Origin of the sequence: Niallia circulans, from assembly GCF_007273535.1 — a bacterium.
Taxonomy (GTDB): domain Bacteria; phylum Bacillota; class Bacilli; order Bacillales; family Cytobacillaceae; genus Niallia; species Niallia circulans_B.
Window position 1 is genome coordinate 362,223 of record NZ_RIBP01000004.1, and the last position, 19,422, is coordinate 381,644.

The window sequence follows — 19,422 nt, forward strand, 5'->3', positions numbered from 1 at the left end:
TAGGATTAGCAGGAAAGATAATAACGAATGGTGTTGAGCGCAATGATAGTATCAAATCTTCTGCTTATTTTTGTATTAATAGCCTTCTCGGCCTTTTTTGTTGCGATTGAATTTGCCATGGTTAGGGTAAGACCAAGCCGGCTCAATCAGCTGGTGGCTGTAGGACATAAAAACGCCGCTTCAGCCAAAACGATAACTACCCATTTAGACAGCTACCTATCTGCATGCCAGCTCGGTATAACTATTACCTCGCTCGGCCTTGGCTGGTTAGGTGAGCCAACTGTACTGAAGTTAATGGCGCCTGTTGTGGAAAAGCTGCAGCTACCTGATTCTGCCGCACACATTATTTCATTTGTGCTGGCATTTTCCATTGTAACGTATATTAATGTTGTGATTGGAGAGCTTTTTCCAAAGTCTATTGCAATTGGATATGCAGAAAAAGTTACTTTGGTTTTGTCTAAACCGCTGATTATATTCTACAAGTTGACCTTCCCTTTCATCTGGGTTCTGAATAATGCGGCAAGGTTAGTTGCCCGCCTATATGGTGTCAAAAGCACGGACGCAAATGAAAATGCCCTTTCAGAGGAAGAGCTTCAGCTTATCTTAAAGGAAAGCTACCAAACTGGGGAAATAAACAGGACTGAATACCGCTATGTCCAACGCATTTTTGAATTCGATAACAGGATTGCAAATGAAGTAATGGTTCCACGCACCGAAATGGCTGTCTTGTCCGAAGATATGCCACTTAAGGATGCGATCACTTCCATCAGCTCCCAACGCTACACAAGATACCCGATTACAAAGGATGGTGATAAGGACGCTATCGTCGGGTTTATTCATGCAAAACAGATTTTGACCGATTGTATAAGAAATAGCTGTAAGGAAGAAACCCCATTAAAAGAATATATACAACCGATTATCCATGTAATGGAAACAATTCCTATCCAACTGCTTTTATTAAGAATGCAGAAGGAACGAATCTCCATCGCAATTCTCCATGATGAGTTTGGCGGCACAGCTGGCCTTGTTACTGTCGAGGATATATTAGAAGAAATAGTTGGTGACATTATGGATGAATTTGATGTCGATGAATTACCTTCCATTCAAAAAATCGGCGAAAACCATTTTAGGTTTGATTCTAAACTTCATATAAATGAAGTAAGCAATCTGCTTGGCATTTCGATTGAAAATGATGGTGTTCATACAATCGGAGGATGGCTTCTTTATAAAAAGCCTGACATAAGCCTTGGTGATTCAATTGAATATGAGGGCTTTCATTTTCAAGCAATTGATATTCAAAATGGACACATATCTTCTATTGAAGTAATGAAAGAAGTATAGCTTTACATAAATCGGCAGCCTTATTTATATGGCTGCCCTTTAAAAAAGGGACAAAATGTCTTTTTTACCTTAAACATATTTTTACTTCTCTCACATAAAATGATAAATAAGAGCCATAATCAATTAATAAACTGAAAATTGAGATATTACATCGTTTGACTGCGCAGTTTGGCTTAAAGTATAATTGTTAATACATCTAACGGAAAGATTGAGGTGGTAAGATGGGATCGTAACTTTAAAAAGAACCTCTGATTCTTTTCCTATAATTGATCATATCCTAAAACCTACAATCAGCAACCTAACAAACTGGAATAGATCGATATATTAAAAGAAATCAGAATATCAGCAGATATATTACGTACAGCCATAAAAAACTTAATACATGTATTAATCAGGAGGTGACTCCTTACTCGCATCCGCGGGATAGGGAAACTTATTGGACATATTTAACTTGGTTATAATAGCCATTTTGATTGCTTTTACTGCATTTTTTGTAGCTTCAGAGTTTGCTATTATCAGAGTGCGCAGTTCTAAAATCGACCAGTTAGTGGAGGAAGGCAACAAAAATGCCATTGCTGCAAAAAAAATCATCACACATCTTGATGAATATTTATCAGCATGCCAGTTAGGCATTACTATTACTGCACTTGGCATCGGCTGGCTTGGAGAGGAAACGATACATGAAATACTTTCCCCTTTATTCCAACTGATTCACATTCCAGAAACAGCTGTGACTATTCTATCCTTTTCTTTATCATTTGCCATTATTACTTTTCTTCATGTAGTAGTGGGAGAATTGGCTCCGAAAACATTTGCTATTCATAAAGCTGAGGCAATTACCTTATTATCAGCAAGACCATTAATTGCTTTTTATAAGGTTCTCTTCCCATTTATATGGGTCTTGAACGGATCTGCCAGAGTTATTACACGCATGTTTGGACTTAAGCCTGTTTCTGAAAATGATTTAGCTCATTCGGAAGAAGAACTTCGCATCATTGTCTCTGAAAGTTTTAAAAGCGGCGAAATAAACCAATCAGAGTTTAAGTATGTAAACAAAATTTTCGATTTTGATGATCGAATTGCGAAGGAAATTATGGTTCCACGTACAGAAATCATCTCATTGGAACAGGCAAGCTCTCTTGATGACTTAATGGAAGTCATTCAAGGTGAACAGTTTACAAGATACCCAATTACAGATGGTGACAAGGATCATATTATTGGCATGATTAACGTCAAGGAAATCATGACTGCATTGATTCGCTCAAAAGACTTGAGTGCCAAAAAGCTAGATTCGTATATTCGCCCTGTCATCCGAGTTATTGAAACCATTCCAATTCACGATCTGCTTGTCAAAATGCAGAAAGAACGAATTCATATGGCCATATTGATGGATGAATACGGCGGTACTTCAGGCTTAGTCACTGTTGAAGACATTATTGAAGAGATTGTCGGCGATATCCGTGATGAGTTTGATATGGATGAAATTCCAAGCATTCAAAAGGTAAAGGAAAATCACTTTATCCTAGATGCAAAACTGTTGATTACCCAAGTTAACTCCCTTCTTTCCATCGAATTGGATGATGAGGATATTGACACTTTGGGCGGTTGGATTCTTACTTCCAACTATGATGCAACAGAAGGAGACATTCTGACATTTGATTCTTATAGCTTTAAAATAATCGAAATGGAAGACCATCATATCAGATATGTGGAAGTAATGAAGATGCGTGAAGTGGAAGAAGTTCCAGAAACCGCAGGTCAAAGGCAACTTGCCCAATCTGCTGTGTCCACATCTGAAGCCGAAATAGTATAAAAAAAGGAGGGAAAATCCCTCCTTTTTTTATTGCTCTTTATTCTCCATTTCCAACGGTTTCGTCAAATTTATAACCTACTCCCCAGATTGTATGGATAAACGGCTGCTCCTTTGTGCCAATCTTGTTGCGAAGTCTTTTAATATGCACATCTACCGTTCTTTCGTCTCCATAAAACTGATAACCCCATACTCGGTCCAACAGCTGCTCTCTTGTAAATACCTGCTTAGGATTGCTGATTAAGTAATACAGTAGATCAAATTCCTTTGGCGTTAAGTTGGAAAGCACCTTGCCATTGTAAATGACTTCTCTCGTTTCCTTGCTGATTTTGAAATGCTCGCTTGTCAGGAAGTTTGAATCTACTTTACTGACAGAATCCTTTTGATAGCGGCGGGTAACTGCCTTTATTCTTGCCATCAGCGTCAATGGGCTGAACGGCTTCGTTACATAATCATCTGCTCCCATTTCGAGACCTAACACTTGATCTGACTCACTGTCTTTGGCTGTCAGCATAATAATAGGTACAGAGCTGACCTCTCTAATCTTTCTGCAGATTGTGACTCCTTCCATTCCTGGTAGCATCCAGTCAACAATGATGATATCCCAATCCTGGTTCTCTAGAAAAAAATCAAGCGCTTCTTTACCATTATGTATAAACTTTCCATCATAATTTTCCTTAAGAAAAAACATCTCCAACATGGAGCATACACTTTCATTATCCTCTATAACTAATATCTTCATATTCATTCATCCTCACGGCATTGACATGCTTTTTACTATTCTCTATTATAGCAAAAAAAGACTATAAGCATTACTTACATAGAAAAAATCCCTTTATGGGTGGACCCCTTAATATGGAGCCTCCTCGTCTTCGCCTGCGAGGTCTCATCCTTTCCTCTATTTCCCTTAGTAGTCGAGTGGCCTCCGCTCCATTCCACTAAGATTTCTAATGATTGTATGAAAACTAAAACAAAAAAACCGATCCATTTAATCAATAGTTGATTAAGTAGTTCGGTCTTTACGCTGGTTCACATACTTATGTCCCAGCCTCTTTTATCTTTATATCCAAGTTGTTGTCTTTTCTAATGGAAGTCGGTCTGTTTCTCTTCCAGGTGCGGCTGCTTTACCAACCGTAATTAGCATTAGCGGCAGGTAGCGTTCAGAGATTTTGAACTCTTCAACAAACTTTGTACGGTTAAATCCGCCGATAGCACATGTATCAAGTCCTTTTCCTTTCGCTGCAAGCATCAGTTGCATAGCTGCCAAGGAAGCATTTGAGTTCGCCGCATCCCTAGGATATACGTCGTTTGAATAAGCTCCATTAATTTGTCCTTTAATGACCTCTGCAAGCTCTTCTTTTATTCTGCCTTTTCCAATATCCTGGCCGAATACTTCCTCTGCATTTTTATCTGCTTCCAAATCACCAAGTATTGCGATTACACAAGATGATTGTGTTATTTGCTGTTGATTAAAAGCGATTGGGAGAAGTCTTTCCTGAGCTTCTGTTCCGTGAAAAACAACAAAATGCCAATGCTGCAGATTCCAAGCAGACGGCGCTCTTCCTGCCAACTCAAGGAGTTCCTCAATTTCTTGCTTCGATAATTGATGGCTCTCATCATAAACCTTCACTGCTCTGCGTGCTTTTAAAATATCCAAAAATTGCCCACTGCTAATTTCTGTAGTCATTGGTTCCCTCCATAAATACTTACTTTTTGTAACTAACTTATTAATGAAATAATAACCTTGAAAACTTTTTTCGTCAAGAATATGATATACATACACTGTTGTTTATATGGAATTAAGCCTTCCATACTTTACTTATACAAGGAGAAATCATGATTGAGATTATTGCACTAACAAAGAACAAAACAATTGAAACTGGTCTGACAATAGAGGATTGGAAGAAAGGGACATATGAATGGTATTGGATTGATTTTCATGCACCTGATGATAATGAAGTTGATTATTTACGGAATCCCCTTCAATTCCATCCCCTTTCAATTGAAGATTGCCTCCATAATTTGCAGCGACCTAAAATAGACTATTTTGATGAATATACCTTTTTTGTCACACACAGCCTCGAAGCAAAAACTTATGCGAAAGAAGAGCTTAATCTTTTTGTAGGTGATAACTATATCGTCAGCTTTCATAAAAAGCCTTCCATTGAGGTTCAATATGTTGCTAAAAAGCTTTTAGGTGAAAAGTCTCCAGCTAAGTGGAGCCAATTTACGGTGCTGTATGAATTACTTGACCATCTTGTCGATAACTATATCCCAATTATTTATGAAATTGAGGATTTTTTGAATGAAATTGATGAGAATTCTGACAACAAATCAATGGAAGTATTGTTAGACGACCTTTATGAAACAAGACATCGTCTATTATCAGTACGCCACACGGTCGTCCCGATGCGTGATCTCCTTTATACATTGCTGAATACGAAAAAGCTGACAGCGGTGTCAAATAAGCGGGAATATTACTCCGATATTTATGACCACCTGCTAAAGCTTGCAGAGGTAATCGAGTCAAACAGAGAAATGACAGCCGATATTAGAGACAGTTATCTCTCTTATAATGCCCACCAATCTAATCGCATTATGCAAATCCTTACGGTGATTACGACCATATTTATGCCTTTGAGCTTTCTTGTTGGCCTTTATGGTATGAACTTTCAAAATATGCCTGAGCTGACTTGGAAATATGGCTATTTCACCCTATTAGGCGTTATGGCTACAATTGCTGTTTGTATGTTTTTATTCTTCAAAAGAAAAGGCTGGTTTAAATAAGTTATGCAAATCAACCTCCGAATTGAAGGTTGTTGATTTGCTTTTTTCTCTTTTTGCAGTTCAGAACAATGCCAAACATAACATTCGTATGGTAAAATAATGATATCCCCTCTATTTTGAGTATCCCCATGACTCATTGCCTTTTCTATATTTCAAAAATTCATAAAATTCCACATAAAGATTGGAGGAAACTAAATGGAAGCACCGCAACTCGAAACGTCTATAGACGTTCAAAAACCTCAGCATAAAGTGCTGCCAAAAAGCGTGTTATTAAAAAGAGGGCTTTTTATCATTTTAGGAAGTGTCATGATGGGTGTTGGCATTGAGGAATTCCTCGTTCCTAACCAAATCCTTGATGGAGGAATTGTCGGCATTTCCATTATCCTTTCCCACTTGTTTTCCATTAAGCTCGGTTTTTTCATTTTCCTGCTTAATATTCCATTTTTCTATATTGGCTATAAACAAATCGGAAAGACTTTTGCCCTCTCTACTTTGTTAGGAATCACCGTATTATCCATAACCACCATTCTGCTTCATGATGTTCCAGTATTTACGGAAGATCTGCTCTTAGCAACCGTCTTTGGGGGAATTATATTAGGAGTCGGTGTGGGAATTGTTCTCCGCTTTGGAGGGTCTTTAGACGGCACCGAAATCCTTGCACTTCTTTTTAGCAAAAAGCTTCCCTTTTCAGTCGGAGAAATCATTATGTTTTTTAACTTCTTTATTTTCATTACAGCAGGTTTTGTTTTCACATGGGACAGAGCAATGTACTCTATTATTGCTTACTTCATCGCCTTTAAGGTTATTGATATTGTAATAGCTGGTCTTGATGAGTCGAAATCTGCCTGGATTATCAGTGACCATGCTGAAGTTATTGGAGAAACCATTATCGCTAGATTAGGACGAGGGGTTACTTATCTTAAGGGAGAGGGTGCTTATACTGGGGATAATAAGAAGGTTATTTTCTGTGTCATTAACAGGCTTGAGGAAGCAAAGCTGAAATTGATTGTAGAAGAACTTGACCCGACTGCATTTCTTGCTGTTGCTAATATTGCAGAAGTCCGGGGCGGCCGCTTTAAGAAAAAAGACATCCATTAATACCTCTAAGGAGAGCTTTATTTAAGCTCTCCTTCTTTTGCTTGTCTTTCCTGCCTGCAAATCGTCTATTTAACTGTATATTTGTCAACACTTGAAACAGGTTATTATTTGATTCCGTTTACAAGCATCGTTAGAATATGACTAAAGAAAATAAATACATAAGGGGGATAAAATTTGAAGAAGAATGCAACCATCTACATTCTTTCGCTTTCTACACTCGTTTGTTTGATGTGGATGTTTGGCCTCGGCTGGGTTCTTGTCGATTATGCGCAAGGCTCAAAAAAAGAACTGAACACACCTAATACACTTACTGAAAAAGCACCTTCTGGCGGTCTCCAGCTTCTCGCATTAGGAGATTCACTAACAAGAGGAACAGGTGATCAGGCCGGAAAAGGTTATATCGGCTACCTGAAGGACAAGCTTGCAGAGAAAACAGATGAGCAAATCACTCTAACAAATTATGGTGTTAAAGGCGCAACCTCTAAGGATCTTACTGCCCAAATCAAGCAGCAGGAAATTCAAAGACAAGCAAAAACTGCTGATATTATTTTTATTACCATCGGCGGAAATGATTTGTTCCAAGGCGGGGAAACCCTTTCCCATATAGACGACAATACTATTTCTGATCTATCTGCATCTTACAATCAAAACTTGAAGGAAATATTAACTACCATTAGATCTATTAACAAGGAAGCACCAATTTATTTGATTGGTCTTTACAACCCATTCAGCGATTTGGAAAACAGTGACGCTACATCCAAAATTGTCCGTGATTGGAATTATGCAAGTTCTGAAACAAGCTCTGCCTTTGCAAAGACAATTTTTGTTCCTACATATGACATTTTCCAGCAAAATGTACAGACTTATCTTTATTCAGACCACTTCCATCCTAACAAACAGGGGTATGAATTAATGGCAGATAGAGTTGCTTCCTTAATTTCATGGGAGGTGGAGGAAAATTGAGTGAGACTACCTTATCAGTAAAAAATTTAACCAAAACAATCGGAAAAAGACAAATTATCAAAGATATCAGCTTCGAGCTGAAAAGCGGTGAGGTGTTTGGCTTTCTTGGACCGAACGGTGCCGGAAAGACAACAACAATACGTATGCTTGTCGGTTTAATTAAACCTACATCAGGCTCCATTCAAATATGTGGCTACGATGTAAAAAAAGATTTCTCGAAAGCGATGGAAAGACTCGGTTGTATTGTAGAAAACCCAGAGCTTTATCCCTATTTAACAGGCTGGGAAAATCTTCAATTCTTTGCCCGTATGCTAAAGGGCGTTGACGACAAACGAATTCAAGAAATTGTTGAGCTAGTTGGTCTAAAGGAAAGAATTCACGATAAGGTTAAAACATACTCCCTCGGAATGAGGCAAAGGCTGGGAATAGGCCAAGCTCTGTTAAGCAGACCTAAGGTGTTAATCCTGGATGAGCCAACAAACGGCTTAGACCCGTCCGGCATAAGGGAAATGCGGCAGTTTATCCGCTTTCTGGCAAAGGAAGAAGGATTGAGTGTTTTAGTTTCGAGCCATCTCCTTAGTGAAATCCAATTGCTGTGTGACAGGGTGTCCATTATATTAAGCGGAAAAATTATCCATACAGAAACAGTTCATTCCTTGCTGACAGCACAGGAAAAGATATTTTGGCGCTTTACACCAATGGATGCTGGTGTAGAAGTATTAAGAAGCGTCTCACCAAGTGTCAAAATTGATGGGGATACAGTTATCACTCCATTTATTGAAGAAGAAGCGGGCCAGTGGAGCAGACTGTTATTCGAGGCAAATGTACAAGTAATGGAAATGAACAGGAAAATCCCTTCCTTAGAGCATCTCTTCCTTGAACTGACAGGAGGTGAATCCATTGAGTAAACTTGTCTACAATGAAATGCTTAAGCTCGTCAAAAGCAAGCGACTGTATGTTGTTACATTGATTATCGGCATCATGATTGCTATGTTCACATATGCACAGTTTAGAGAAATGGAAAACGTGAAGAAACGCTTAGGGGATGTTGACTGGCGCACCACCTTGCAGCAATCGATCATCGATACACAAAACAGGATTGGCTCAAGCGGTATTTCAGATGAATGGCGGGACCAATTAAAGGTCCGCATCAATCAATCTCAATATTATCTTGATCATGACATCAACCCGCAAGAACCAGGTGCTCCAACATTCCTGCGTGTATTTCTAGATAACTCGATGCAGCTGTTACTGCCATTAATGGTGATGATTGTCGCTGCTGACCTTGTTTCCTCTGAACGCAGTATCGGCACCATTAAGCTGCTCTTAACACGGCCAGTCCGGAGATGGAGGATTTTACTCAGTAAGTACATTACATTAGTTTTGTCCATTTCGTTCATTCTCTTTATGTTCGGATTATTTGCTTATATTATCAGTGGACTATTCTTCGGATATGTTGGCTGGACCGCTCCTATTCTTACCGGCTTTACAGTTGAAGCAGGCGAGCTAAATACTGCCGGGGTTCATCTTGTACCACAATGGCAATATATCATGATGGTATTTGGACTAGCCTGGTTTGTTTCCCTCGTTGTTGGGACTCTTTCCTTTATGCTGTCAATTCTGATAAGGAGCACTGCTGCCGGGATGGGCGTTATGCTTGCCTTTTTAATTTCAGGGACAATTATCAGCAATATCGCCTCCTCCTGGGAGTCAGCAAAATATTTGTTCATGGTTAACTTGAGGCTCACCGACTACTTGCAAGGAAATATCCCTCCAATTGAAGGCATGTCGTTACCCTTTTCCTTGACTGTTCTAGCAATATGGGGAGCAGCAGCTTTAGTCATTTCGTTTTTTACCTTTACAAAAAAAGATATATACTAAAAAAAATCTGGGTTTCCCCAGATTTTTTTATGGCTGATTAGGTTCACTCACTGTCAAAGAGATGAACTTATCGTTTTCCAAATCATGCTTTATTATTACTTGTACTGTCTTTTCTTTGCTGTTTTCCTTAACAATAAACTGAAAGCTGTCTTCCACTTCCATTGTTGTAATCTTTTTTCTGCCCATATATTTATAATCAGTAACAGCCTGATCTGGATAATCTGCTTTCACTACAGCAATAGCAATGCTCCCGTATTTTTCATAATCCGATTTTTGAACCGCTATATTATGGGACGGAAATAAGAATGCCATAATTAATATGGATGCAACTAAAATAGGAAAAGCTCGATTTTTCATGTTAACCTCCTAAAATCTTTTTTCCTATTATCTGTAATCCAAGTTCCTTTTATGTATATTCTCCAATTGTTTTGCTTCTTGAAGCAAAACCTCTGTCACATTCCTATTGCGTTGCCATTCGTCTGCAAAGGTGCCGAGAGGAGGACTAGTCTCTTCGACAGAAGGACATATTTCAATCGTAAAAGCAGGCAAATGATAGGTTGTAATAAACCAGTCCGTGTATCCTGCCCCAATGGCATCAGGGTCTGGTTTACCAAGCTCATAGCCTGTTGTTGCTGCTAATTTAGAGGCAATGTCCCTGTCCCTTTCACTGTTCTCCTTATTGTTGTACTGCCAGTATATTTCTTGTCCTGATGAATGATAAGCTACAGCCAAAGTTGGCTTTATTTTGTCTGTTAAGCTGACAATTGCTTGAACCTCTTTGGCCTCAAGCGGTTTTTCTCCTTTATAGTTTTTAAAGGAAGGTTTGGGACTTTCCCCCTCAAGCTCTTCCCAGCCTGCAGGGTATTGACGGTTCAAATCGACTCCTCTTCCATTGCTCTTCCAATGGGCAAAGTCTTTAGAACCTTCATTCATTTTTTTGATGGCCATGCGTGAAAACAATGGAAATTTCCGAACTTCCCCCTGCTGAATGGTTACACCGTCTGGATTAAGCATAGGAACAAACCAGATTGAATAATCTCCCATCCTATTGTAAAGATCCTCTTCTTTTACTTGATTCTCGACCATTTTCATCACCATGAGCGCTGTGATCCATTCCCTGCCATGATGGGTTCCACTTATCAAAATGGATTTTTTGCCTGTCCCTACTTTTATTCCATACAGCTTTCTGCCGTATTCAGAATAGCCAATTGTATGTACTTCAAGCTTCTTTTTGTATTTGCTTTTCATTTTCCATATATCGCGCTGATACTCTTCATATGTGTATTGCTCCTGCCTGCTTAACTCCTTCGCCAGAATATCCCCTGGAAATGGAAGTAAGAATACAAGACAAAGCATAACTATAGTTATTTTTTTCATAATGCCTCCTTTTCCTTTTTATGTTTTGATAATAGAAGATTTTTATTCAGCTTTTTATACAGGTAAATAAAGAAAAGCCTTTTAAATTGGGATAGCCAAGTTTTAGAATGAAATATTATCGTGATCAATCGCATACTAAAATCATCTCCTTAAAACAAAAGGAGGCGGACAGCTTGAATAAAGTTGATTATGATCGTGCACTGTACTACACCCACCGTTCTGAGTGGGATAATCTTTTAATACTGATGGTGCGCACAAAGGATCATTTTCTTTCAAAAAAAATCGAACATTTCCTGCACGCCTACAATTTTGAACATGATTATACTGTAATCGAAAATAGCTTGTATTCATTACTGCGCTACATTGACCACGCCAACGACAATGTAAGCGAAACTGACATTCACACAACCGTAATGTAATAAAGAATTCCACCAATCAAAAAAACCGCGGTCAGGGTTCCGCGGTTTTTATACAGATTAAAACTTCTTATGTTTATAATCAATTTCATAAAGGTCTGTTCTTCTGTCCTTTAGCTGTCTAACAGTACCATTTTGGCGTTTTCTGCGAAGCACCTCTAAATCTACATCACCAATCATGACCATTTCAATATTCGGATTCGTCTCCCCGACAATTCCATCTCTTGCAAATTCAAAATCAGATGGTGCAAAGATTGCTGACTGAGCATATTGAATATCCATATTTTCTGTTTGTGGAAGATTACCGACAGTACCTGCAATCACTGTATAAATCTGATTTTCAACAGCTCGCGCCTGGGCACAGTAGCGGACACGCAAATACCCTTGACGGTCTTCTGTACAAAATGGTGTAAAGATAATTTTAGCACCCATATCTGTAGCAATCCTTGCAAGCTCCGGAAATTCGATGTCATAACAAATAAGGATGGCAATTTTTCCGCAATCTGTATCAAACACACGAACTTGATCTCCTCTGCTTATCCCCCACCATTTTTGTTCATTTGGCGTTATATGCAGTTTATATTGCTTTTCAATGCTGCCATCTCTTCTAAATAAATAGGAGATATTGTAGATTTCCTCATCATCCTCTTGCACAAAGTGAGAGCCGCCAATAATGTTGATATTGTATCTGATAGCAAGGCTCGAGAACAGCTCCATATATTGCTCCGTATATTCTGTCACCTTACGGATTGCATTTATGGGAATTTTCTCATCTAGAAACGACATAAGCTGTGTGGTAAATATCTCTGGAAATACAACAAAATCAGATGAAGCATCTGATGCGACGTCCGTATAATATTCAACCTGATTAGCAAAGTCTTCAAAGCTGTCAATTTGCCTCATCATGTACTGAACAACACAAATTCTAACAGGATAGCTGCTTTTAAAGAAACGTTTTGACTGTGGAAGATATTCAACATTATTCCATTCCATCAATGTTGCATACTTACTTGATTGTCTATCATCTGGAAGATAATTGGGATTTATCCTCATTAAGGTAAATCCGTTAATTAACTGAAAGGAAAGAACAGGATCATAAATGCGGTGATGAATTACCTCCTCGACATATTCTCGCGCAGACATCTCACTTTCGTATTTATAATAATTAGGTATCCTGCCGCCAATAATAATGCTTTTCAAATTAAGTCTGCGAACTAGTTCTTTTCTCGCTTCATATAAGCGGTGCCCTATTTTCATCCTTCTATATTGCGGATCAACCATCACTTCAATACCGTATAAATTATATCCATCTGGATTATGATTCGTTATGTAACCTTTGTCTGTCACATCATCCCAGGAATGTCTGTCATCATACTCATCAAAGTTGATGATAAGACTTGAACACGATCCGATGATTTCTCCATTATATTCTGCGACAAATTGTCCTTCCTGAAACAAATCTAAATGGCTTTTAAGCTGTGCCTTCGTCCATGGCTCCATCCCTGGAAAGCACTCCGCTTGAAGCTGCAGGATTTTATCTATATCCTTGTACTCCGTATTTCTTATCATCAAACGCTTTTCAAACTTCGATAAATCTAGTTTAGTCATTTAAGCTGCTCCCTTTTTCCTCTTTTTCTTCTACATTTCCCTATTTTCCCGTAAGCTAATCTTTTTAAAGTTGTATAACTTTATATATATGCAAAAAAAGAGCCACATATCTTCTGCGGCTCTTTTCACTGTAATAAAAAAACTATAATAAATACTCGTTTGCAGCCTCTGAATAGATGCTCAAACTTTTATCTTTTTTTGAGAAATTGTCCAGACGGAAAGGGAAAAATAACTCGAACTCATCTAATATCTCGACATTTCTTTCGAATAATTGATCGTATTCGTCGTCACTTTCATCCGAATTCTCAACAATCGATATGATTGTCTGCAATGCAGCAATCACTTGGTAGGAATTCTTTAAAGTACTTAGCATATATGATTGCTCTTGAGTTAAACGTAAAACATTCAAGTTTGAAAACTTGTTTATTTCGTCATCAGAAAAAAAGTCGGGAAAAATGGACGTATAAAAAGTTTGGATAAGTTCATTTATTTGCTCTTCCTGTGCAGGCGTTGAAGCATAAGCTACCTTCATTGGATTTTACCACCCTCTAAATATTAATTATAATTGTTAACATTAGAATAACATACACCCCCTGCAGTTTTCCGTGGTAATTAAAACCATGATATGATGGGTTATGCAATACTATTAAAATTTAACAAAAGAGAAATAACGGAGGTTTTTAATCATGCATTTCGACAGAAAGGGCGAATGGATGTTACTTAAAATTCCAGAAAAATGGAATTTGATATCGATAGATGAACTGTTCCGCACCATTCTTCTTGCATCAAAGAAGCAAGTACATTTATTTAAGATGCAGAAAAAAGTGATGCTGAATAATACTGTCATAACAAATTGGTCAACTCCTCTCCAAACTGGAGATTTATTATCAATAAAAATGTTTGATTCTGAGCCTAACAATATCGAAGCATCCTATATGGAGCTCAGCGTATTGTATGAGGATGACTTTTTAGTGATTTTTAACAAACCTCATGGAATTGATACACATCCTAACGCGCCAGAAGACATTTCCTCCCTCACAAATGGGGCAGCTTTTCATCTGCTGATGAATGGAGAAGAACGGCAGCTTAAGCATATACATCGCCTTGATCGGAATACAACTGGCTGTATATTATTTGCCAAGCATGAATTAATAGGAAATATGCTTGATCAGAACTTAAGAGAACGAAAAATCAAAAGAACATATTTAGCACTTGTTCATGGCAATCTGAAAGGAAAAAAAGGAAGTATAAACAAGCCGATAGGCAGGGACAGGCATCATGCCACAAAAAGAAGAGTTTCGGAAAATGGACAAGCAGCCGTTACTCATTATAAACGGCTGCAATACTATCCTGAAACTGATTTAACACTTGTTTCCTGCAGTCTTGAAACTGGTCGAACACATCAAATTCGTGTTCATTTCAGCTCAATTGGCCACCCTCTTGCAGGTGATGTTCTTTACGGAGGCAGAGCTGCTGCTTACAACAGGCAGGCACTGCATGCAGCAAAGCTGGAGTTTGAACACCCAATTACAGGAGAATATATGAAGGTCTTTGCTCCATTTCTGGACAGTCCTGCAATATTCCCTGAAAATGCACTTGAATTACTTGGAGAATAAAAAAAAGCGGAGAAGGCTATTTGCCTTCTCCCGCTTTTATAGGTTATTATGCTGTTTTGCGCATTTTTCTTAAGATGAAGCTTAATACAAATACTAGGATAACTGCTCCAATGATACTTGGGATAATCGCGAAGTCAGCAAGTGTTGGACCCCAGTCTCCAAGAATTAATGAACCAAGCCATGCACCTACAAAACCTGCGATAATGTTACCGATAATTCCACCTGGTACGTCTCTGCCTACAATGATACCTGCAAGCCAACCGATAATCCCACCTATAATTAATGACCATAGAAAGCCCATTTAAAACACTCCTTTTATAATTCCATTTTTGTTAAAATAAATAATGCAATAGCAAAGGGTTAATAAGCTGCAGCTAATCTGTAATTTCTTTTGCTATTTGCTTGTACTCTATATTTACCACGGGAATATATTTTTAAACCTAGCATTTTAAAACAAAAAAATACAAGCCATCATTTGATAGCTTGCACTCGTATTTCCATTTAAAAAAGTAATTTATCAGGATCCTGCCCAATCCGTTCATTCATATTAAGACTGTCGATTAAGTTCATTTCCTCCATACTTAGCCGAAAATCAAAAATACTCGCATTTTCTTTAAGCCGCTTCTTCGAGGATGTTTTAGGGATAACAATAATATCATGCTGAATATGCCATCTTAAGATAATTTGTGCCGATGTTCTGCTGTGTTTTTTGGCAATATAATTGATTGTCGGTTCATTCAACAGCCTGCCGTTGGCCAATGGAGACCATGCTTCCACCTTAATGTCCATTCTTTTACAATACTCTCTCAAGCTTTCAGATGTTAGACGAGGATGAAGTTCAATTTGGTTAACAACAGGCTTCTCATTACTTGCTGACAGCAGTGTTTTTAAATGATGCTCTTTAAAGTTGCTGACACCGATTGCCTTAACAAGTCCTTCATCATACAGGCGCTCAAGAGCCTTCCATGTTTCCACATATTTATCCTTGCCAGGCCAATGAATTAAATATAAATCAACATAATTCAAATCAAGCCTCTGCAAGCTTGCTTCAAAGGCTTTTAAAGCTTTATCGTATCCGTGGTCATCATTCCAAAGTTTTGTTGTAACAAAAACATCCCCTCTATAGACAGCGCTTTCTTTTATTCCTTCTCCTACCTCTTTTTCATTATTATAGAAGGAAGCTGTATCAATCGAACGATATCCAAGCTCAAGGGCCGCTTTCACCGTTTCTGCCGTTGTTCTTCCTCCGTCTGCGCTGTAAGTACCAAGGCCGAGAATAGGTATTTCTGTTCCATTATGCAGTTTTAACTTATGATGGATGTTCATCATGCACCTCCGAACACGAAATGACGACATAAAAAATTTTGCAGCAAAGCAATTGCTGCATTATCCAGTTACTACCTATATGTATTATTTTTTTAAATTATATAGAACAATTTTTTCCCACCATTTCCATGGTAAACATGCTTTAAGGAAGATAGTCATTCCCACTCCTTTACCGAGCTTATAGCGCAGCTTTGGTTTTTTTTCTTCAGCAATAAAGACTATTTTTTTTGCTACCTCTAACGGATCTCCATAATTATGTTCACTTTTTTGCAAGTACTGCTCCAGACTTTTCATTTGCTGTGCATAAGGAGAATTTTCTTGAATTGATTTTTCCGTAATTCTCTTACCGTCCGTCCAAATACTTGTTTTGTATGAACCTGGCTCCACTAATGTGACATAAATGGAAAATGGCAGCAGCTCTAATCTGAGCGACTCACTAAAGCCTTCAAGAGCAAATTTAGAGGAAACATATGGGCTTAAACCAGGGAACCCTATCTGACCGCTTACGCTGCTCATCATAATAATTCTTCCGCTTTGTCTGTTTCTCATTAATGGAAGGAAAGCTTGTGTCACTGCAATTGCTCCGAAAAGGTTTGTCTCCAGCTGTTCGCGGTACTCGTCGACTGGTATTTCTTCGGCAAAACCAGCACCAGCATAACCGGCATTGTTAATAAGTATGTCAAGCCTTCCTTTTGCTTCCAACTTTTCCGTTAATGCAGCAATAGACTTCGCACAGGTTACGTCAAGAGCCTCCAAAGTAATTTTATCCTGCAGTTTAAGCTTTGTTGCTTCCGTTATAAGCCTTGCCCCTTTTTGTATATTGCGGACCGCAGCTATTACCTTATAACCTTTTTTAGCAAATTCCAACGCAGTTAAATAGCCAAAACCACTGCTTGCACCAGTTATTAGAACAACTTTTTCCATTAACTTCACCCTTTATAACCATTTTTCTTTTTTATTGATTAACATCATATCATTTTCCAACATATCACTCACTCTTTTAGCAAATATTAAAGCATATATAATAAACAAAAACCTGCTGCATTTATGATAGAAATAGTCGAATAAAGGGAAGGTTATTGTAAAGCTAGTTTAAAGAATGTAAATTGCAAAAGATGGTAATTTATAGTTTTAGTAAACCAATTATTAAGATTTTGTAAATTTTTCGCCGAAATACTTTAAGAATCGACAAATTTCCTATAAACTATGTAAGGCTTAACTAATTTGGGGTCTAAATTAATTTGGGGGTAACAAAATGGTTTTCAAAAAACAAGATAAATTCGCTGTACTTTTAAATAACATTGCAACGAACTTAAAGGAAGGCGCTGACTACTTCGCAGATTTCAAAATCAGCAACGTAACTGATTTAAAGACGTTTTCCGAAACCATGAAAGAAATTGAAACAAAAGGTGATACATACATCCATGATGTAATTACTGAATTAAATAAAGCTTTCATCACTCCGATTGAAAGAGAAGATATTCTTGCACTGTCCATGAGCATGGATGATGTTCTAGATGGCCTTGAGCACAGCGCAGCATTATTTGAAATGTACAATATTACAACTGCTGATGAATTTATGAACCGTTTTGCAGAAGCAATCAAAAGCTGTGGAGTTGAAATTCAAAAATCAGTTGAACTTCTGTCTACAAAAAAACTACCAAAAATCAGAGAATATGCAATTCGTATTAAAGATACAGAATCTAAATGTGACGGCATCCTTCGCCAATCCATTAAGCATTTGTTCTCAGTCGAAAAAGATCCAATTCGCATTATTCAATATAAAGAAATTTACGAAAACCTGGAAGACGTTGCAGATTACTGCCAAAACGTTGCCAACACACTTGAAAGCATCATAATGAAGAATGCGTAAGGAGTCCTAAACAAAAATGGATATGATTTTATTTGTAACAATTCTAATCGTCTTTTTTGCTTTGGCATTCGACTTCATTAACGGCTTCCATGATACAGCAAATGCAATTGCTACATCTGTATCAACAAAAGCCTTAAAGCCAAGGCATGCCATCATTTTGGCTGCAATCATGAACTTTGTTGGTGCAATGACCTTTACAGGTGTGGCAAAAACCATTACAAAGGATATCGTTGACCCATTCACATTGGCTAACGGTTCGACAGTTATATTGGCAGCATTAATCGCTGCTATTTTCTGGAATCTTTTGACATGGTATCTTGGAATACCAAGCAGTTCTTCTCATGCCATCATTGGATCAATCGCTGGTGCTGCCATTGCCTCTTCTGGCTTTGAAGCACTTAATTATTCTGGTTTCATGAAAATAATCCAAGCTTTGATTATTTCACCAATCATCGCTTTCGTTATCGGTTATATCGTTTATACACTTTTCAAGATTTTCTTTAAAGATTTAAACTTAACAAAAACAAACCGCAGATTCCGTTATTTCCAAATTTTCACTGCGGCATTGCAATCATATACACATGGTACAAACGATGCTCAAAAAGCAATGGGTATTATTACAATGGCCCTTATTGCTAATGGCTATTTAACAACAAGTGACATTCCTCATTGGGTTCAATTTGCCTGTGCGGCAGCAATGGGTCTTGGAACATCTGTCGGTGGCTGGAGAATCATTAAAACAGTTGGCGGAAACATCATGAAGATCCGTCCTGTAAACGGGGTTGCTGCAGACATAACTGGTGCGATGATTATCTTCGGTGCAACATACATCCACCTGCCTGTCAGCACAACACATGTTATCTCTTCCTCTATTCTTGGAGTTGGTGCATCACACCGTCTAAAAGGGGTTAAATGGGGTACAGCACAAAGAATGCTGATTACTTGGGTAATTACCCTTCCTATTTCTGCAACTGTTGCAGCATTAGTATATTATGTACTGAATCTGTTCCTATAAAAAGAGGCTGGGAAATAAGTATGTGAACCAGCGTAAAGACCGAACTACTTAATCAACTATCGATTAAATAGTTCGGTTTTTTTTGTTTTTAGTTTAAATACAAAAAATTAGAAATTTTAGTGGAATGGAGCGAAGGCCACTCGACTCCTGCGGGAAATAGAGGAAAGAATGAGACCCCGAAGACGAAGAGGCTCCATAACCTCCCCGCGGAAAGCGAGTGGGTGCAGCGCAATGAAACGAACTAACTTTCACTCAAAATTTTATTTAGACACAACCTTCATTTTTCAGATTTAGTTGTAATTTTATTATTC

Annotated in this window: 20 protein-coding genes; 11 read left to right on the forward strand and 9 right to left on the reverse strand. The window is 38.1% G+C overall.

Annotated features, from left to right (window positions below; translation table 11 throughout):
* Positions 1 to 42: 42 nt before the first annotated feature.
* Both CEQ21_RS09690 and CEQ21_RS09695 read left to right on the forward strand, forming a co-directional pair.
* A complete protein-coding gene (locus CEQ21_RS09690) occupies positions 43 to 1,341 on the forward strand; it encodes a hemolysin family protein (RefSeq protein ID WP_185764441.1) in 1,299 nt (432 codons plus the stop codon).
* Between the two features lie 436 nt (positions 1,342 to 1,777).
* Positions 1,778 to 3,154, forward strand: a complete 1,377-nt coding sequence (locus CEQ21_RS09695) for a hemolysin family protein (protein ID WP_185764442.1) — start codon at positions 1,778 to 1,780, stop codon at positions 3,152 to 3,154.
* Positions 3,155 to 3,191: 37 nt separating this feature from the next.
* On the opposite strand, the gene CEQ21_RS09700 is transcribed toward CEQ21_RS09695, so the two are convergent.
* Both CEQ21_RS09700 and CEQ21_RS09705 read right to left on the reverse strand, forming a co-directional pair.
* Positions 3,192 to 3,893, reverse strand: coding sequence for a response regulator transcription factor (locus CEQ21_RS09700; RefSeq protein ID WP_185764443.1), 702 nt, complete (start codon positions 3,891 to 3,893; stop codon positions 3,192 to 3,194).
* A 318-nt stretch (positions 3,894 to 4,211) separates the two neighbouring features.
* The gene (locus CEQ21_RS09705) at positions 4,212 to 4,838 is read right to left on the reverse strand and encodes a nitroreductase family protein (protein WP_185764444.1); all 627 of its coding nucleotides are present in this window, start codon (positions 4,836 to 4,838) and stop codon (positions 4,212 to 4,214) included.
* Between the two features lie 149 nt (positions 4,839 to 4,987).
* On the opposite strand from CEQ21_RS09705, the gene corA reads away from it, so the two are divergent.
* From corA to CEQ21_RS09730, 5 genes are all read left to right on the forward strand, one after another.
* Positions 4,988 to 5,938 carry a magnesium/cobalt transporter CorA gene (gene corA, locus CEQ21_RS09710; RefSeq protein WP_185764445.1) on the forward strand — a complete coding sequence of 317 codons (951 nt, stop codon included), beginning with the start codon at positions 4,988 to 4,990 and terminating at the stop codon, positions 5,936 to 5,938.
* Between the two features lie 195 nt (positions 5,939 to 6,133).
* On the forward strand, positions 6,134 to 7,036 hold the full coding sequence (locus CEQ21_RS09715; protein ID WP_185764446.1) for a YitT family protein: 903 nt from the start codon (positions 6,134 to 6,136) through the stop codon (positions 7,034 to 7,036).
* Between the two features lie 174 nt (positions 7,037 to 7,210).
* Positions 7,211 to 7,999 carry an SGNH/GDSL hydrolase family protein gene (locus CEQ21_RS09720; protein ID WP_235907233.1) on the forward strand — a complete coding sequence of 263 codons (789 nt, stop codon included), beginning with the start codon at positions 7,211 to 7,213 and terminating at the stop codon, positions 7,997 to 7,999.
* Positions 7,996 to 8,907 carry an ABC transporter ATP-binding protein gene (locus tag CEQ21_RS09725; protein ID WP_235907234.1) on the forward strand — a complete coding sequence of 304 codons (912 nt, stop codon included), beginning with the start codon at positions 7,996 to 7,998 and terminating at the stop codon, positions 8,905 to 8,907. The genes CEQ21_RS09720 and CEQ21_RS09725 overlap by 4 nt, the downstream gene beginning before the upstream one ends.
* A complete protein-coding gene (locus CEQ21_RS09730) occupies positions 8,900 to 9,880 on the forward strand; it encodes an ABC transporter permease (protein ID WP_185764448.1) in 981 nt (326 codons plus the stop codon). The genes CEQ21_RS09725 and CEQ21_RS09730 overlap by 8 nt, the downstream gene beginning before the upstream one ends.
* Before the next feature lie 27 nt (positions 9,881 to 9,907).
* On the opposite strand, the gene CEQ21_RS09735 is transcribed toward CEQ21_RS09730, so the two are convergent.
* A complete protein-coding gene (locus CEQ21_RS09735; protein ID WP_185764449.1) occupies positions 9,908 to 10,237 on the reverse strand; it encodes a DUF3889 domain-containing protein in 330 nt (109 codons plus the stop codon).
* A gap of 27 nt (positions 10,238 to 10,264) precedes the next feature.
* Entirely contained in the window at positions 10,265 to 11,257 is a 993-nt protein-coding gene (locus CEQ21_RS09740; protein WP_185764450.1) for a M14 family zinc carboxypeptidase, read from the reverse strand.
* 173 nt (positions 11,258 to 11,430) lie between these two features.
* Between CEQ21_RS09740 and CEQ21_RS09745 the strand changes: the two genes are divergently transcribed.
* The gene (locus CEQ21_RS09745) at positions 11,431 to 11,676 is read left to right on the forward strand and encodes a YhdB family protein (protein WP_185767212.1); all 246 of its coding nucleotides are present in this window, start codon (positions 11,431 to 11,433) and stop codon (positions 11,674 to 11,676) included.
* Between the two features lie 57 nt (positions 11,677 to 11,733).
* Here the strand turns inward: CEQ21_RS09745 and CEQ21_RS09750 are convergent, their stop codons facing one another.
* Both CEQ21_RS09750 and CEQ21_RS09755 read right to left on the reverse strand, forming a co-directional pair.
* Positions 11,734 to 13,281: a bifunctional GNAT family N-acetyltransferase/carbon-nitrogen hydrolase family protein gene (locus tag CEQ21_RS09750; RefSeq protein WP_185764451.1), complete on the reverse strand. Its 1,548-nt coding sequence runs from the start codon at positions 13,279 to 13,281 to the stop codon at positions 11,734 to 11,736.
* A gap of 142 nt (positions 13,282 to 13,423) precedes the next feature.
* Positions 13,424 to 13,813: a DUF5365 family protein gene (locus tag CEQ21_RS09755; RefSeq protein ID WP_185764452.1), complete on the reverse strand. Its 390-nt coding sequence runs from the start codon at positions 13,811 to 13,813 to the stop codon at positions 13,424 to 13,426.
* Between the two features lie 154 nt (positions 13,814 to 13,967).
* On the opposite strand from CEQ21_RS09755, the gene CEQ21_RS09760 reads away from it, so the two are divergent.
* Entirely contained in the window at positions 13,968 to 14,897 is a 930-nt protein-coding gene (locus tag CEQ21_RS09760; protein ID WP_185764453.1) for an RluA family pseudouridine synthase, read from the forward strand.
* Positions 14,898 to 14,943: 46 nt separating this feature from the next.
* Here the strand turns inward: CEQ21_RS09760 and CEQ21_RS09765 are convergent, their stop codons facing one another.
* From CEQ21_RS09765 to CEQ21_RS09775, 3 genes are all read right to left on the reverse strand, one after another.
* Positions 14,944 to 15,198: a GlsB/YeaQ/YmgE family stress response membrane protein gene (locus CEQ21_RS09765; RefSeq protein WP_185764454.1), complete on the reverse strand. Its 255-nt coding sequence runs from the start codon at positions 15,196 to 15,198 to the stop codon at positions 14,944 to 14,946.
* A gap of 200 nt (positions 15,199 to 15,398) precedes the next feature.
* Positions 15,399 to 16,226: an aldo/keto reductase gene (locus tag CEQ21_RS09770; RefSeq protein WP_185764455.1), complete on the reverse strand. Its 828-nt coding sequence runs from the start codon at positions 16,224 to 16,226 to the stop codon at positions 15,399 to 15,401.
* Between the two features lie 81 nt (positions 16,227 to 16,307).
* Positions 16,308 to 17,147 carry an SDR family oxidoreductase gene (locus CEQ21_RS09775; protein WP_185764456.1) on the reverse strand — a complete coding sequence of 280 codons (840 nt, stop codon included), beginning with the start codon at positions 17,145 to 17,147 and terminating at the stop codon, positions 16,308 to 16,310.
* A 331-nt stretch (positions 17,148 to 17,478) separates the two neighbouring features.
* Between CEQ21_RS09775 and CEQ21_RS09780 the strand changes: the two genes are divergently transcribed.
* Both CEQ21_RS09780 and CEQ21_RS09785 read left to right on the forward strand, forming a co-directional pair.
* Positions 17,479 to 18,096: a DUF47 domain-containing protein gene (locus CEQ21_RS09780; protein WP_127736466.1), complete on the forward strand. Its 618-nt coding sequence runs from the start codon at positions 17,479 to 17,481 to the stop codon at positions 18,094 to 18,096.
* Between the two features lie 16 nt (positions 18,097 to 18,112).
* Positions 18,113 to 19,111 carry an inorganic phosphate transporter gene (locus tag CEQ21_RS09785; RefSeq protein WP_185764457.1) on the forward strand — a complete coding sequence of 333 codons (999 nt, stop codon included), beginning with the start codon at positions 18,113 to 18,115 and terminating at the stop codon, positions 19,109 to 19,111.
* Positions 19,112 to 19,422 lie beyond the last annotated feature (311 nt).

What these genes read in the sequence shown, in the direction of transcription:
- CEQ21_RS09690 (WP_185764441.1), top strand. Translation starts at nt 43, where the DNA reads ATGATAGTATCAAATCTTCTGCTTATTTTTGTATTAATAGCCTTCTCG.
- CEQ21_RS09700 (WP_185764443.1), bottom strand. Translation starts at nt 3,893, where the DNA reads ATGAAGATATTAGTTATAGAGGATAATGAAAGTGTATGCTCCATGTTG.
- CEQ21_RS09705 (WP_185764444.1), bottom strand. Translation starts at nt 4,838, where the DNA reads ATGACTACAGAAATTAGCAGTGGGCAATTTTTGGATATTTTAAAAGCA.
- corA (WP_185764445.1), top strand. Translation starts at nt 4,988, where the DNA reads ATGATTGAGATTATTGCACTAACAAAGAACAAAACAATTGAAACTGGT.
- CEQ21_RS09715 (WP_185764446.1), top strand. Translation starts at nt 6,134, where the DNA reads ATGGAAGCACCGCAACTCGAAACGTCTATAGACGTTCAAAAACCTCAG.
- CEQ21_RS09735 (WP_185764449.1), bottom strand. Translation starts at nt 10,237, where the DNA reads ATGAAAAATCGAGCTTTTCCTATTTTAGTTGCATCCATATTAATTATG.
- CEQ21_RS09740 (WP_185764450.1), bottom strand. Translation starts at nt 11,257, where the DNA reads ATGAAAAAAATAACTATAGTTATGCTTTGTCTTGTATTCTTACTTCCA.
- CEQ21_RS09750 (WP_185764451.1), bottom strand. Translation starts at nt 13,281, where the DNA reads ATGACTAAACTAGATTTATCGAAGTTTGAAAAGCGTTTGATGATAAGA.
- CEQ21_RS09755 (WP_185764452.1), bottom strand. Translation starts at nt 13,813, where the DNA reads ATGAAGGTAGCTTATGCTTCAACGCCTGCACAGGAAGAGCAAATAAAT.
- CEQ21_RS09760 (WP_185764453.1), top strand. Translation starts at nt 13,968, where the DNA reads ATGCATTTCGACAGAAAGGGCGAATGGATGTTACTTAAAATTCCAGAA.
- CEQ21_RS09765 (WP_185764454.1), bottom strand. Translation starts at nt 15,198, where the DNA reads ATGGGCTTTCTATGGTCATTAATTATAGGTGGGATTATCGGTTGGCTT.
- CEQ21_RS09770 (WP_185764455.1), bottom strand. Translation starts at nt 16,226, where the DNA reads ATGATGAACATCCATCATAAGTTAAAACTGCATAATGGAACAGAAATA.
- CEQ21_RS09775 (WP_185764456.1), bottom strand. Translation starts at nt 17,147, where the DNA reads ATGGAAAAAGTTGTTCTAATAACTGGTGCAAGCAGTGGTTTTGGCTAT.
- CEQ21_RS09780 (WP_127736466.1), top strand. Translation starts at nt 17,479, where the DNA reads ATGGTTTTCAAAAAACAAGATAAATTCGCTGTACTTTTAAATAACATT.
- CEQ21_RS09785 (WP_185764457.1), top strand. Translation starts at nt 18,113, where the DNA reads ATGGATATGATTTTATTTGTAACAATTCTAATCGTCTTTTTTGCTTTG.